Below are 13966 nucleotides of genomic sequence, written 5' to 3'. Positions count from 1 at the left end.
TCGGTTGAACTTTCACTCACATGTTGGAACGGAACAAGGCATGACAAGACTCGACCTCCGCGACCCCTCGCTGCTGCGTGACCGGTGCTTCATCGATGGGGAATGGCTGGGTGAAGCCGGTGGCGAGACGATCGCTGTCAGTAATCCGGCGAGCGGCGCGGTCATCGGCACAGTTCCCAGTTTCGGCGCCGCCGAAACGCGGCGAGCCATTGAGACTGCAAATGCAGCACTCAAGCCCGGGGCAGCACGAACGGCCAAGGATCGCGCTTCCATGCTGCGCCGCTGGTTCGAACTGATCATGGCCAATCAGGAGGACCTTGCCCGGATTATGACCGCAGAGCAGGGCAAGCCCCTCGCAGAAAGCCGCGGCGAAATCTCCTATGCGGCAAGCTTCATCGAGTGGTTTGCCGAGGAGGCCAAGCGCGTCTACGGCGATACCATACCCGGCTATGCGCAGGACCGCCGGATCGTCGTTTTGAAACAGCCTGTCGGTGTCTGTGCAGCCATAACGCCGTGGAATTTTCCGGCGGCCATGATTACCCGCAAGGCCGCTCCAGCCCTTGCCGCTGGCTGCACGATGGTGGTTAAGCCTGCAAGCCAGACTCCCTTATCGGCGCTGGCGCTTTGTGTCCTGGCCGAACGGGCCGGGATTCCCAAAGGCGTACTTTCCTGCGTGACGGGTTCCGCCCGCGCAATCGGCGGCGAGATGACGTCGAACCCGCTCGTGCGCAAACTCACTTTTACGGGCTCGACCGACGTTGGAAAAGTGTTGATGCGGCAATGCACGGACACGGTGAAGAGGACATCGATGGAATTGGGCGGCAACGCGCCGTTTATCGTCTTTGACGATGCCGACGTCGATGCGGCGGTCGAAGGCGCGCTCGCCTCGAAATACCGCAATGCGGGCCAAACCTGCGTCTGCGCCAACCGGTTCTTGGTGCAGGACGGCATTCATGACGCGTTCGTCGAGAAGCTGAGCAACGCGGCCTCGGCAATGAGGGTCGGGGACGGGATGGACGATGGTGTGGAGATCGGCCCGCTCATCGACGATGCTGCCGCTGCCAAGGTCGAAGAGATGATTGCGGACGCTACGGCTAAGGGTGCGACTCTCACAACAGGGGGCAAGCGCCACGCGTTGGGCGGAACTTATTTCGAGCCGACCGTGATGTCCAATGCACGCAGCGACATGATGGTGTTTCGTGAAGAGATTTTTGGGCCAGTCGCGCAGGTCCTGCGGTTCAAAACGGAAGAAGACGCCATCCGTCTTGCAAACGACACGCAGTTCGGCCTTGCTGCCTATTTCTATGGTCGCGACATCTCGCGGGTCTGGCGTGTCGCCGAGGCGCTTGAGTTTGGCATAGTCGGCATCAACCAGGGCCTCATCTCGACGGAAGTCGCTCCGTTCGGCGGCATGAAGGAAAGCGGAAACGGCCGCGAGGGTTCGAAGTACGGGATCGAGGATTATCTGGAAATCAAATACCTCTGTTTGGGCATTTGAGATGCAAGAGATCCAAAGTCGGCCTCCGTACGTCCCTTAAGACATTTGCCCCTGAAGGGCGATGGCGAGGCAATCGCGTTTTTGGTAGCAGAGCTTTCGGTTCTGTTGCAAATTCCCAAACATCCAAAGAAAGCAAGAGCTGGCGCGCTTTTCACGCCGCTGCGATGATCTTAAACTGCTTGGCGATCACTGGGTTCGGATTGTAGGCATACCTCGCCTGTCGTTTGCGCATCATTTGGATCATCTCGATACCGTCCAGAGTTGCGGCGGCACTTGCGAATGACTGAAGCCAAGCATCGGCCGCACTCGACGTTTAATACGCCGATGGTCCTGCTCGATCCGATTATTCAAATACTGGCTCTGACGAACCCGGATCGGCTTCATCTCTCGCCGTGAGTGATCGGCGATTTGTTGCATCACAGGATACGATATCCGATGCGACATACATACTTTTGCGTGATGCAGGTCTCTTCAGCATGATGATGCCAAAGGAGGTTGGCGGCGCTGAACTTTCTCACGTCGACGCGATGCGGCTCGGCGAACGCGTGGCATGGGCGCATAGTTCTGCCGGCTGGTGCGTGATCGTGAACAACGCGGTCGGCGGTGTGATGTCGCTGTTTGTCTCAGAGAAGGGTGCCGCCGATATTTTCGCCGAGGGTCCCGATGTCATGGTTGCCGGAAACGGTGTGCCGCGAGGCTATGCGCGGCCGGTCGACGGCGGCTAACCGCATTGCGCGTGGCAAGTTTCGCAAGGTCTATGTTGGCATCTTCGGTGAATCAGCGTCCGCGGATATCGTCGTTGCGGTCATGCCAATGCGCAAAGTCCTTGCACGACTTGTTGTTGCCAACACAGCCGTCGACGAGAATGGTGTGGTGCCTGGTGCGAACCAGGTAGCTCTGGATAGGAAGAATAATCCGGCCGGTCGCAGGGGACAGCGATCGCGGCACGAGCCAATGAAGATGTGGTCTGATTGCTTCCTCGGTGCTGTCGGGGAACCATTCCGACGGTGTCCGCAAGGGTTCGCACATCTCCAGGATCCTGGTTGTCAGGACATCTCCAATGCGCCACTCATCCATCGAGGCGGCCTTTCTCTGCGGCTCCGATCGATGCCCGATTCCTGCAGGTCGGCATCAGACCAACGGCAGCTTGTGGCGGCGCAAAGCGCACCTTGCCTCGGACACGATCTCAGAAATCAACGACGGCAGCAATGACAGGGCGGTTCCGGCGCCGGGTTCCTGGCGCTGGGGGGGGGGCCAGCCACGACGGCATCGGCTTGGCGTTGGAACGTCTCTCTGCGCTGACTGTTCTGTTGATCGGAGCGAGCACGCCCCACCCAACCCTCCTCGCTCCAGCGGGGGCCTGCCGCGATCCCTCCCGGCAGGCCTTCTCACGATTAGCGGACTCGCCTTGAATTCTGCTGGTGCGCCATCTGGGGGCCCATGGAGCAAGGCGATGGATCATTCCACAACTAGGCTAGAGGACGCGCTCGCGGCGAAGAGCCATGTGCGCGAAGCTCGGGGTTTCCTCAGACAGGCATCAAGCGAGTTACTTCAGGAGATTGATTCACTCCTGGGGGTGGCAGAATTGCGCATCGACCGCCTTATCGCGTTGGTGCGCCAGGGCGTCGCATAGGTCGTGCGGTAGACGTCACTCAGGCAGGCTGCTCTTCTCGGCTGCTGCAAGTGCTGCTTGGACCAAGGAATCAATCATCTCATCTGGGTAGACCTCATCCGGGCAGAATTCTTCTGCAACAGTCCGAGCCAATTGGCGCAATGTGTCTGGAGCCGTCGTGCCTGACGCCGCTATCTGTCCCATTACCGCCTGGATGACGTCGAAGTCGAAGGCAGAAATTGGAGCTATCATAGCTTCCGTCCTCTAGTGTGGGGCGGAAGCTTGATCTGCGCGCACAGCCGGCGATGCCCATACAGTTACCGCCGATGCCGTATTCCTAGAAATCTCGATTAGCTACTCATCTTGGATTGCAAGGATAAATATACAGCTCATGGGCTGAGCACTTCGGTTATCGTCGCATGCGCTTGCAATCCTGCAAAACGAGATGCGGAATGTTGGCGTCAACGATTTCGGCCGCAATGCGCGTCGTATGCTCGATCTCGACAACCCCGAACTCGACTGGTGCCTGCTTGCGCGCGGTATGGGGGTCGAGGCAGCCCGCGTCGACACCATTGAACAATTCGCCGACATTTTTTCAGCGGCCTTGACGCGTAAGGGCCCTTTCCTCATCGAAGCGCGAATATAGAACGCAATGTCGAGTTGACGCATCGTCGCCGACCCTTGTAGCTGGCGGCTTGGCACTGCGGCGTTATTGACCGCGAACGGAGGGATCTCGCTATCGACGACCTCATGGGAGATCGGTTGGAAGCTAGCGAAAGCCGCACCAAGCAACTTATTTGACGCTTCCCGCATTGGGCCCTGGGAACCCTAAGGCGTGAGCATTCTGCCCACCGCAAAAGCTGTCGGTTATCCAACCGCTCTCACCACGACGAGCCGATCGAACCATGGATGACAGTGGGCTATGTGGCCCACTCCTACAATCTGGAGCCGAAAGCGCTGTTCAGCACGCTTGATCTCCCGACAGGTGTTTCGGACAATCCACAACGCGGAGTCCATAGATCCCGCGCACGCGCTGCTGAGGATCAACCACCGCCATGTCGTCGCTGCCCATTCGTGCAGTACCGACGGGATGGAAGATTGTCGTGGCGATATCGCCCGCGGCGCGGGCGAGTTCCCTGGGCGCCTGGATATGTGCGCCCGGCTTGAACTCCTCCAGGCGGAACTAGGCCATGGGCAAAGTTGCGCCGAACTCCTGCCCCCTTTGGTGCCTGCGGCAGGTGGACCCCGTCACGCACACACCTGGTGCGCTGCTGGCGATTTCAGGACTCGAGCCAAACTTTATCGAGCTGGATCTGGAGAAGCGGATGAGCGTGATGGTCTTTGACCTTTGGAACGAAGTGGGCAAATACCTTGCGCCAGTAGGGTTGGATGATCACCCCGGACCCCTGAAGGATCTTTTCAATGTCTTCCATGGCGCTACGCCGCTTTTCGACATCGGAGATCGAGAGCGCCTCGTTGAGCTTGGTATCGAGCTCCACGTTGGCAAACCCGGTTTCGTTCCAGGCCTCACCGCTCCGATAGGCGAGCGCCAAGATCTGAACGCCCAAGGGACGCATTGTCCACCCGGTCAACGAAAACGGATATTTTGTCCAGTCATTCCAGAATGTGGAACTGGGCAGCACCGTGCGCTTGACCTTGAAACCCGCTTCTCGCAACTGCCCCGCGATCGCGTCGGCCGTCCCCCGATGCCAGTCATCATCGCTACTGATCAGTTCGTGTTCGAAATCCATCATGCCGGCTTCCTTCATCAGGGCTGCGGCCTTTTCGAGATTCCGCTCGAGCTTCGGCAAGGGGAAATACTCGGGGTGGATTGGACAGACATGGTGGTTTTCGGCGACATTGCCGCGGCCGTTATATCCAAGCTCGAGGACCGCCGCGTTGTCGACGGCGAGCTGCATTGCATTGCGCACGCGCTGATCGTCATAAGGCTTGTTGGTCACGTTGAACCGGGCAACGGCGGTTGCGGCGGTCGGAGCTTCACTGCGGGCAAGCCCCATTGAGTCCAACACTTGAATCTGATCGCCGGTGGTTTCGAAATTGGCGTCGACTTCGCCTGCTTCGAATGCGCTGGCGAGTGCATTGGGATCGGTGCCGTAGTCAATGAACTCGACGCCGTCGAGGTAGGTCTCGCCGCCCCACCAGCCATCCCGGCGTTTGTAGACGGCGCGCACCGACGTTTCGAAGGAGACGAGTTCGAACGGTCCTGTCCCAACGGGGTGCTGTACCAGATCGGAGCCCGTTTGCTCGTAACTCCGGTGGACGATCAGTGCGGGGAAATCGGCAAAGTTCGCAATCAGCGAGATGTCCGATTTCGACAAGGACAGCTTGACCGTATGATCGTCAACCTTGGCAATGGCGTCTGTGCGCGCCTTGCCGGTTGCGGGATCGACAAGCGCGGCCATGCGCCCGGCCATGGAATTGCCGGGGGTCTTCTTGTCACACCAGCGCGTGATGTTGAAGATCGCATCCTCCGCCGTGAAGTCGTCGCCGTTGTTCCATTTCACGCCCTTGCGCAGATGCAGCACGTACTGCGTCGCATCGTCGTTGACGTCCCAGCTTTCGAGAAGCATGGGCTCGAACGTGTAGTTGGCGGTGTATTTGACAAAGGGCTCGAGAAATTGCCGGCCGAGATTGCCCATCTCGCCCCAGTCGAACGTGCGCGGATCCTTCAGTTCCTTGACGGGCATCGCAACCCTGAGCACGCCGCCTTTTTGCGGGGTCGCCGCCCGCGCAGGTACTGGCAGTGCCAGGCCCGCAAGCGCATAGGCGGTCGCCGCGCTCAGTCCCATCGTGCTGGCGATGGTCAGGAACTCGCGCCGGTCCATGCGACCGGCCTTGGCCATTCGCGCCATCTGCGCCACCGCCGCTGGTATCGGCTTCTCATCATGGTTGCGATTGGTCATTACGTGCTCCTCCCCGGGGAATGTCGCTGCCACGAATTCGTGGCGAAAGGCGATTGAGGTAACTGTTGAATGGCAGCTTGAAGCGTTCGTTCAGAACGACGCCTTGACGTGTCCGTACGGACCAAAATCCGCCTCGATCTGGTCGCCTTCCGCAACAGCTACCGCCCTTGCGAAAGCTCCGGACATGACGATGTCGCCTTTGCGGAGATAGGCGCTGGCATCGACAAGCGCGTTTGCCAGCCAGGCGACGCAGGCAGCAGGATGGCCCATCCCGATTGCCGAAACGCCCGTTTCTTCCACGATGCCATTGCGCGACAGGGCTGCGCCGACCCAGCGAACGTCAATGTTCTCTGGGCGGAAGCGCCGGTCAGAAAGGACTATGGCGGCGAAGGCCGAGTTGTCGGCGACCGTGTCGGCAACAATTCGTGGCGGAGCCATTCGATGGTCGACAAGCTCTAGGGCAGGGACGATGTAGTCCGTTGCCTGCAGCACCTCATCTATCGTTGCGCCTGGCCTGTCGAGGTCACGTCTCATCACAAAGGCCAGTTCAACCTCGATATGCGGCTTCACGAATCGTGCGGCTGGAATCTTGGAGCCGCTGTCGAAGACAGCATCTTTCAGTATCCTTCCGCGGATCGGCTCGGTCAGATTGCAGGCTATCTGGGTGGAGTGCCAGGTCAGACCGATCTTGTAACCAGCGAAGCGCAGCCCCTGCTTCTTGCGCATGTCGTTCAACAGGTTCTGGATGCCATACGCTTCATCAAGCGTCAGATCAGGATGGTCGCCGCTCAGCGGGGGCATGCTCGTCGCACTGCGTTCGGCTCTCAGGATTGCCTCTGCCGCCTTGTGCATGTCGAGGCGTCTTGGGGGCGCGGGCGTTTCAAGCATGGATGCCCCCAGTCGTATCGACAACGACCTTGCCAACCGCCTGCCCACTTTCGAGGCGGCGGAACGCGTCCGGCAGCCTGTCCAGAGTGAAGCGGTCGGGGTCGAGCAGCGGCCGAACCTTGCCATTTTCAACGAGGCCAGCCAGTTCGACGAGGATCCGGCCATGCTGCTCCCTGCCGATGCCCGAAAGCAACGGGATCAACATGAACACGACGTGGAGAGACAGCGCCTTGGCATGCATCGGCGACAGATCGTGGGTGCTTCGCGCCGCCGTGGCGACAACACGACCGTGCGGCGCAACCGCCTGCAGGGAACGGTCGAGACATTCGCCGCCGACCGTATCAATGACAACGTCGAACCCATGGCCGCCAGTCAGTCTACCGACATAGTCGGAAACCGTCTCTCGTGGGTAGAGGATCGTTTCGTCGGCACCCAGTTCGCGGGCAAGTGCTGCCTTTTCCATCGACGAGACGGTGGCTGCGACACGCGCGCCCCGTGATTTTGCCAGCTGGATGGCGATGTGACCAACACCACCGCAGCCGCCATGGACCAACACATGATCGGATGCGCCAACGGCTGCTCGCGTCATGCAGTTCCACGCCGTAATCGACACCAGCGGCAGCGCTGCCGCCTCGAGCATCGAAAGGTTGCGTGGCTTCCGTGCGAGCAAGCGAGCATCAGCGGCAATGTAGTCGGCGAAAGACCCACCAAGTCCTTTGACGCCACCTGCGCAGCCATAGATCAAATCGCCTGGTGCCAGATCCGAAACGCCTTCGCCAATGGCTTCCACCGTACCGGCAAGATCGGCGCCCAATACGGCAGGCAAGTCAGGCCCGATCGGCAGCCCTCTCAGGATGCGGACATCGACCGGGTTGACGGACGTGGCCTGCAGCCTCACCAAAACCTCTCCCGGGCCTGGCCGAGGCGTCGCAAGTTCGGCAAGATTGAAGTTCTCCGGGCCTCCGAAAGCCCCCACGACCATTGCACGCATCCACCAGTCCCAACACATTTCGTCTGTTGGGCACTTTGCCGGCAGCGGCGCATGAGAGGAAACGCATAAATCTAATGCTATCGATCTGGAACGCTTCTGGCTTATGGTGACCCTCAGACGACAGACAGGGGCCGCAATGAGATATCCCGATCTAGAAATCGATCTGCTCCGGGCGTTCACGACTGTCGCCGAAACAGGCAGCTTTACTGCCGCCGCCGACGTTGTCGGACGTTCGCAGTCTGCCGTCAGCCAAAAGATCATCCGGCTCGAAGATCTGCTCGGGCGGCCGCTTTTCAGGCGAACCAGCCGTTCCCTTGTCCTCACGGGCGAGGGGGAACGACTTCTCTCGGCGGCAAGGCGCATGCTCGAGTTCAACGATCTAGCGGTTCGCACGCTTGTCGATTCCGCAGAGGTCGAACGCCTGCGTATCGGCATTTCAGAGGATTTCGTACCGCACCATCTGCCCGCCTTGTTGTCGAAATTTGCCAGCTTGTGTCCAGCGGTGAGGCTCGAACTGATGACTGGCCTCAGTTGCAACCTCTTGGCGGCCTATGACGAGGATCGGCTGGATATCGTCATCGCCAAAAAGGATGGGCGCGCACAGCGAGGCAGGGTCATCTGGCGTGAGCCGTTGATGTGGATCTCGTCCAACCAATATGATCGCGATCCAGGTGAACCGGTGCCGCTGGTTCTCTTGCCGGCCCCGTGCACCTACCGCGGCGTGGCCATCAAGGCGCTCGATTCGGTTCGGCGCGATTGGTTTGTGGCCTGCACGACCAACAGCCTGGCGGGTGCGCGTGCAGCCGTCGCAGGTGGTTTCGGGGTGACCGTGCTGGGGAGATCGTTCGTTCAGGACGGAATGCAGGTCATCCGTCCTTCGGACCAGTGGCCTGCTCTTCCGATGACCGAGATCGTGGTCATAGGTGAGGAGAAGAGCGAGGCGCGCATCGTCCAGCCTCTCCTCTCTTTCCTCACCGACAATCTTGCCCACTGACGCCACCGCGAGGCTGGCTTTAAGGTGAACCGGACAGTCCTGCAGGGTCGACCTTGTGGAACGACTGAACAGAGTATCCCTACTCTCTGACCATCTAGGCGATGCGGCCGCTGGAATGGAGCCGAACGCAGATAACACGCCGCCTCATCATGGAAGCGGACTGTCCACTCCGGCTCCATACACGACGTTCGCGAACGCTCTGGCGAGTACGGCCCTTAGTGCAAAGCAGCCAGATGGAGCAATAGTGACTGCGACCTTTGATGCCGGGCCGGCCGCGATTGCCTATTCCCCCAAGCATACTGCTGATCCATAGTCGGCTGTCTAAGTCGACATCATTCGCCATGATCCGGCATCTTCCTGAAACAAGGCAAGGGCTGTTAGGCTTCAAAACGTCGGTGCAAACGCAAACACGGCTGTTAGACGTCTGCGTAGATTGCCTCGATCCGCACAGCTTCATCGTCGGTAAGGGCGGCGAACTCATTTTCGCGCGCACGCTTCGACAGCTTGCCCCCGTTCTGTCGCAAGAACCGGTACAGGAGGTCGAGTACCCGGTCCGGCATGTCGACCATTCCTTGCACCTGTGCCTTGAAACTATCGTACCTCCGAAGGAACGCGGTCTCAGAAGGTAGGTCGACATCGATTGCGCGCGCGACGCATTCGAACAGAAACTCTGCCTGGGGCGTCGCATCGAAATAGCGATAGAAGTCCGCCGTCTCGTTGAGGACCGCGACGTTCCCCCGGTCAGTGGGGCGCCAGCGGATGAGTGGTAAAAGACGACGTGAATAGGTTTCCAACACGCGCCGGTAGTCGGCAATCCTATCAAGAATGACGGCCGATACGGGGAAGACAAGACCGGGTGGGTTGAAGCCGCGTTCTGCCAGAACATGATGCATAAGGTAGCGGTGGAGCCGGCCGTTTCCATCCTCGAACGGATGGATGTAGACGAAGCCGAATGCGAGGACGGCCGCGGCAAGAACCGGATCGAGATCCCGCGCGGCGCCACGATCAAAAGCCGTCAGGCCGTCGATTAGAGCCGGTAAATCCTGATGCCGTGCGCTGATGTGATCGGGAATGGGTGTACCGTTCTGACGATCGTGTTCGCCAACAAACCCGCCCTGATCTCTCAATCCGAGATGTACGAAACGTGCGTCTCCGATGACAATGCCCTGCAAGCGCTCCAATTCGGCGCGGTCGATCGGGCGACGGCCCGCCTCGCCAATCGCGTGCCCCCAGCGTTGAATGCGCTCCTGGGGCGGATCGTCGCCCTCGATCTGGAAGCTCGATCGCGAATCCTTGAGCAGCAGAAACGCCGCAGTGCGGGCAAGGAGGTCTGCGGGCAGGTCGGCCACGAGATGCCGTGCTTGGTCACTGAGATTGCGTGCTACAAACCGCTCCAGCGTCGGCGTGCGAAAGATCAGCGGGCAATATGCGGGCGTACCAGGCAGATTGTTTTTCACGCGATGGCGTGACGATGTCGTCCCCTTAGTTGCCCATTGCTGGTCCGGGTCGAGGACAAGCGCGTAGCTTCCGAGCGTCGCGTCAGGCAGATCGAGCCGAGTGTCGAGCAGCCATTCGTACAGGAACCAGATCCGCCGTGCGTAGGAGCCGGTTGGAGCTGCGCGTATCAGGGCCACGATCGGCTCGGGCCCCGTGGCAAAAAACAGCGTCTTGAGAACTGCAAGGTCGAGCCCTTCATAGCGAAGCGCGAAGGTGAGATGACCGCTGACACTGGCGTCTGGCTGGTGGCGTGGGGTATAGAGCTTCCATCCGTCAGCCTCGTAGACCTTGTGCCGCGGACCGATCGCCGCCAGGTGGATCGGGATTGGCACCTCCAACTCGAAGGCGTCAATCAATGCGGCGTAACCGACTGGAATGGCCGCTTCGGGCAGTGGACGCCCGTGAAAAGCGGTTACCGCTTCTGAAAATGGCTTTCGTTGTTCGATTTCCATGAATTCCGATACCAATCTATGAAAGACACGCCAAATCGGAGTATTTCATGAAAATTGATAACTTTCTACAACATTTCATGAAATCTGTTCTAGCCGTAAACGACGGTTCCGACTATCACCGCGACGATGCCTACACCCAACCTCAACGTCCGCTCTGCACGATGACGCGCCTGAATGGACATAGCAGGCGGCCAATAACGCGCATTGTTGACGGCGAATGCGTCCAAGCCGATCGTCAGCCAAGCTTGCAGACGACCGCGAACAGCAAAAACCCAGCTAATCGGCGTTTCTGAAAGGCATGCTTGTTCCATAATTCCCGTTACGCGGCAAAATTTGTAACCGGGTGGGTTCTACCTTGAAGTGCGACTTTGCAGCGATACCAATAGGTTATCGCACGCAAGGAACCGCAGATGAAACGCACCTACTCGCAGATTGATCTCGATGAGCGGCGCAAGATCGCCCGCTGGCGTCAAGCCGGGGTCAGTGTCGATGTGATTGCCGAGAAACTCGGCCGGCATCGTTCGACGATTTTCCGTGAGCTGCGCAGGAATGTCTTCGAGGACGCGGAGATGCCGGATCTGACCGGCTACTTCTGTGTCGCCGCCGACAGCAAGGTCAAGGAGCGCCGTAGCCGATATCGCAAGCTGGCGCGTTTCCCGCGCCTGCGATCGGCGATCATCGAGCGGATCAAGCATGGCTGGTCGCCAGAGCAGATCGCCGGCCGGCTGCACCTCGAGAGAAGCCCGACGCGGGTCTGCCACGAGACGATCTACCGCTTTGCCTATTCGAGCGACGGCCAGGAGATGAAGCTTTGGCATTATCTGCCCGAGCGTCGGGCGCGGCGCCGGCCACGCCATGTGCGGCGACGTCACGGCCGAAGATTCAGCCCAGAACTCAGCAATCTGCACCGCCCGGACATCGTCCGGGAGCGCAAGCAGCTTGGCCACTGGGAGTGCAGTTCCGCAAGAAGTTCGGCAAGGCCAACATCACATCATTGGTTGAACGGGTCGGCCGATTTACGGTGTTCCTGCGCAACAACGACCGGCAGTCGAAGCCAATCATGGACGGGCTGATCGATACGTTGAGCGCCCTTCCCCATGGCGCGCGGCGTTCGATCACCTTTGATCGCGGCACCGAATTCACCGACTGGCCGTATCTCCAGGCCGGGCTCGGCGTGCAAACCTGGTTCTGCGACCCACAGTCACCGTGGCAGAAAGGGTCGGTCGAAAACACCAATCGCAGAGCCCGAAAATGGCTGCCGCGAGATCTCGATCCACTGTCGGTCAACGACAGCGACCTGAAGGGCATCTGCCACCAACTCAACACGACGCCGCGCAAATGCCTCGGCTTCAAGACGCCCGCTGAAGTGTTCCGGCAAAAGATGATGACGGCGCCGAGAACGTCAGGCTAACCTGAGCCGCTGCGAAGTCGCGCTTCGACGAGAACTCACACCGCAAGAGCAGAAGAGTTGCATGCTTCAATCTCCGGCACACCCGCCCCAAAACGCCACGGGCGGGCGGCCCAGCGGGCATGTCGGCCACGTTGTAACTTATTATCACACTCCCGTGACAGCCCCCATGGCTTTGTAATAATGTGTTATACTTCGTGACGATCCGACCCTTGAGTGAATATCAAGGCTGGAGAATGCAAAATGTTTACTCAGAACAACGAACAAATGTCTCTTTGGCAACGATGGGACCAATACACTCCTTCCAAGAAGATCTGGTTTTGGTCAGTAATTTCTGCCTCCATCTTGACAATGGTGCTTGGATTCACGGCTGGAGGATGGGTTACTGGTGGATCTGCCGGATTGATGGCTAACGTAGCGGCACGTAACGCAAGGACGGAACTCGCCGCCTCCGAATGTGTCAATAGGTTCATATCGGATAACAATGCTGAGCAGCAGCTGACCGCACTTAAGGCACTGAGTGCCTGGCAGCGCGACGACTTTGTCAGAGAAGGCGGTTGGGTGCTATTTGGGTCGGGTGAGGTAGTGGGTGCGGACGTTCGCTGTGCGGACACGCTCGCGGCAATGGACGGCATCCCGGAGCAGGAAGCAACAGCAGTACTGCCTGCCGGATGAGCGCCGCTCGCAAAATCATCAGTCGAAACCCACATCGGTTTAGTAAATGCTCAAATCGAGAATATAGCTATGAAATACTCATGGCAAACGATCGAACAAATGTTCGCATGGCTCACGATAGCAATTATGGCGATTGGAGCTGCGTATTTCTGCTACCTCTTCTTTACAAACATCACATGGTAACAGAGCTTCTGAGCAGCTGAGAACATGTAGGAACCCATAAGATCAGTTTGTCACTGCGCGGACGTACATGCGGCCATGGAAAACATCCCGAGCAGCAAGCAGCGTCAACCCGTCTATCACCGGAGGGTCGCGAAATGGGCAGGTGCTGCTATAAGGTTGGACCCGGTCAGGGGTGGCAGCAGCGTACGGGCTGGACCGATCCGCGCTTCGGGATCGACGCGACGAAACGATGCAGGATCAGTGACGAAAGCCCGGCCATCGAGCGCGTCTCCCGGAACGCGCCCAAGCACTCCGCAACCGGGATCGAGCCATCCTCGTCCAATGCCGCGAGGAGGCGGACCCGGTCTCCCAGGGGGACAGGATCAGCCGGCGTAGCGGAGAAGATCCTTGGCGTTGGCATACGTATCTCACGGTTGCTGCCAAATTCCTCCTTCCCAGAAGTAGCGACACCGAGCGGTCAACTCCTCTCATGGCGGCCGCGACTGTCGCGTCGCGTTCGGCGGGTGGCACAATGGCTTCGCAAACCTCCACTCGCTGCGAGCAATCACTTTTCCTTTCGCGCACTGATCTGGAGGTCCGGCCACTAGCTGACTAAGTATGGATCGATGGCAAGCAGGTTGAACTGACGAAGACAAAGCGGTCTGGCAGCCGGACGGCGGCGGGACGATCGAAACCGGAAGACGCAAAAGCCCGGTTCAGTGAGGTGGTGCGGCATGTACGCGAAGACGGACCGCAGACGATCTCCGATTGTTTCCTTTGAGCCCGCGCGTCAGCCGAAAGCGAAAGCGACATAAAGACTACCGACTCGCAAGTGAGGCGACATCTTGCGGCGCCAAAAGGCCGT

Annotated in this window: 12 protein-coding genes and 4 pseudogenes; 8 read left to right on the top strand and 8 right to left on the bottom strand. The window is 59.2% G+C overall.

Translation table 11 applies throughout. The features are described from left to right. Positions 1–40: 40 nt before the first annotated feature. Entirely contained in the window at positions 41–1498 is a 1458-nt protein-coding gene (locus Amn_RS30560) for an NAD-dependent succinate-semialdehyde dehydrogenase (protein WP_286299561.1), read from the top strand. A gap of 151 nt (positions 1499–1649) precedes the next feature. Here the strand turns inward: Amn_RS30560 and Amn_RS30555 are convergent. After that, positions 1650–1873: pseudogene (locus Amn_RS30555) on the bottom strand (DDE-type integrase/transposase/recombinase); the annotation flags it as partial. Between the two features lie 101 nt (positions 1874–1974). Here Amn_RS30555 and Amn_RS30550 point away from each other — a divergent pair. Continuing rightward, positions 1975–2223, top strand: a complete 249-nt coding sequence (locus Amn_RS30550; RefSeq protein ID WP_286299560.1) for an acyl-CoA dehydrogenase family protein — start codon at positions 1975–1977, stop codon at positions 2221–2223. Positions 2224–2275: 52 nt separating this feature from the next. On the opposite strand, the gene Amn_RS30545 is transcribed toward Amn_RS30550, so the two are convergent. Both Amn_RS30545 and Amn_RS30540 read right to left on the bottom strand, forming a co-directional pair. Beyond that, on the bottom strand, positions 2276–2575 hold the full coding sequence (locus Amn_RS30545) for a hypothetical protein (protein ID WP_286299557.1): 300 nt from the start codon (positions 2573–2575) through the stop codon (positions 2276–2278). Between the two features lie 571 nt (positions 2576–3146). Continuing rightward, on the bottom strand, positions 3147–3362 hold the full coding sequence (locus Amn_RS30540) for a hypothetical protein (protein WP_286299555.1): 216 nt from the start codon (positions 3360–3362) through the stop codon (positions 3147–3149). Between the two features lie 160 nt (positions 3363–3522). On the opposite strand from Amn_RS30540, the pseudogene Amn_RS30535 reads away from it, so the two are divergent. Further along, positions 3523–3756, top strand: a pseudogene (locus Amn_RS30535) (thiamine pyrophosphate-dependent enzyme); the annotation flags it as partial. 315 nt (positions 3757–4071) lie between these two features. On the opposite strand, the pseudogene Amn_RS30530 reads toward Amn_RS30535, so the two are convergent. From Amn_RS30530 to Amn_RS30515, 4 genes and pseudogenes are all read right to left on the bottom strand, one after another. Then, positions 4072–4293, bottom strand: a pseudogene (locus Amn_RS30530) (GMC oxidoreductase); the annotation flags it as partial. Between the two features lie 97 nt (positions 4294–4390). After that, positions 4391–6034, bottom strand: a complete 1644-nt coding sequence (locus tag Amn_RS30525; RefSeq protein WP_286299552.1) for an ABC transporter substrate-binding protein — start codon at positions 6032–6034, stop codon at positions 4391–4393. 90 nt (positions 6035–6124) lie between these two features. Next, positions 6125–6886 (bottom strand): 2-keto-4-pentenoate hydratase, encoded by a 762-nt coding sequence (locus Amn_RS30520; RefSeq protein WP_286299549.1) that lies wholly within the window; start codon positions 6884–6886, stop codon positions 6125–6127. A gap of 28 nt (positions 6887–6914) precedes the next feature. After that, positions 6915–7820 carry a zinc-binding dehydrogenase gene (locus Amn_RS30515; protein ID WP_353622450.1) on the bottom strand — a complete coding sequence of 302 codons (906 nt, stop codon included), beginning with the start codon at positions 7818–7820 and terminating at the stop codon, positions 6915–6917. 229 nt (positions 7821–8049) lie between these two features. Here Amn_RS30515 and Amn_RS30510 point away from each other — a divergent pair, with 229 nt between their 5' ends. Then, positions 8050–8907, top strand: coding sequence for a LysR substrate-binding domain-containing protein (locus Amn_RS30510; protein WP_286299545.1), 858 nt, complete (start codon positions 8050–8052; stop codon positions 8905–8907). Positions 8908–9323: 416 nt separating this feature from the next. On the opposite strand, the gene Amn_RS30505 is transcribed toward Amn_RS30510, so the two are convergent. Continuing rightward, positions 9324–10856, bottom strand: coding sequence for a Fic family protein (locus Amn_RS30505; RefSeq protein ID WP_286299543.1), 1533 nt, complete (start codon positions 10854–10856; stop codon positions 9324–9326). Between the two features lie 47 nt (positions 10857–10903). Between Amn_RS30505 and Amn_RS30500 the strand changes: the two genes are divergently transcribed. The 4 genes and pseudogenes from Amn_RS30500 to Amn_RS30480 all read left to right on the top strand — a co-directional run bounded on the left by Amn_RS30500 (position 10904) and on the right by Amn_RS30480 (position 13882). Then, a complete protein-coding gene (locus tag Amn_RS30500; protein ID WP_286299541.1) occupies positions 10904–11149 on the top strand; it encodes a hypothetical protein in 246 nt (81 codons plus the stop codon). A 117-nt stretch (positions 11150–11266) separates the two neighbouring features. Beyond that, a pseudogene (locus Amn_RS30495) lies at positions 11267–12267 on the top strand (IS30 family transposase). A gap of 240 nt (positions 12268–12507) precedes the next feature. Further along, positions 12508–12939 (top strand): hypothetical protein, encoded by a 432-nt coding sequence (locus Amn_RS30490; protein ID WP_286299539.1) that lies wholly within the window; start codon positions 12508–12510, stop codon positions 12937–12939. Positions 12940–13825: 886 nt separating this feature from the next. Further along, on the top strand, positions 13826–13882 hold the full coding sequence (locus tag Amn_RS30480) for a hypothetical protein (RefSeq protein ID WP_353622452.1): 57 nt from the start codon (positions 13826–13828) through the stop codon (positions 13880–13882). The last annotated feature ends 84 nt before the right edge of the window (positions 13883–13966 follow it).

The sequence above is a fragment of the Aminobacter sp. Y103A genome, assembly GCF_030294925.1.
In the GTDB taxonomy this organism is placed as follows: domain Bacteria; phylum Pseudomonadota; class Alphaproteobacteria; order Rhizobiales; family Rhizobiaceae; genus Aminobacter; species Aminobacter ciceronei.
This window is presented reverse-complemented; position numbering and strand designations above follow the sequence as displayed.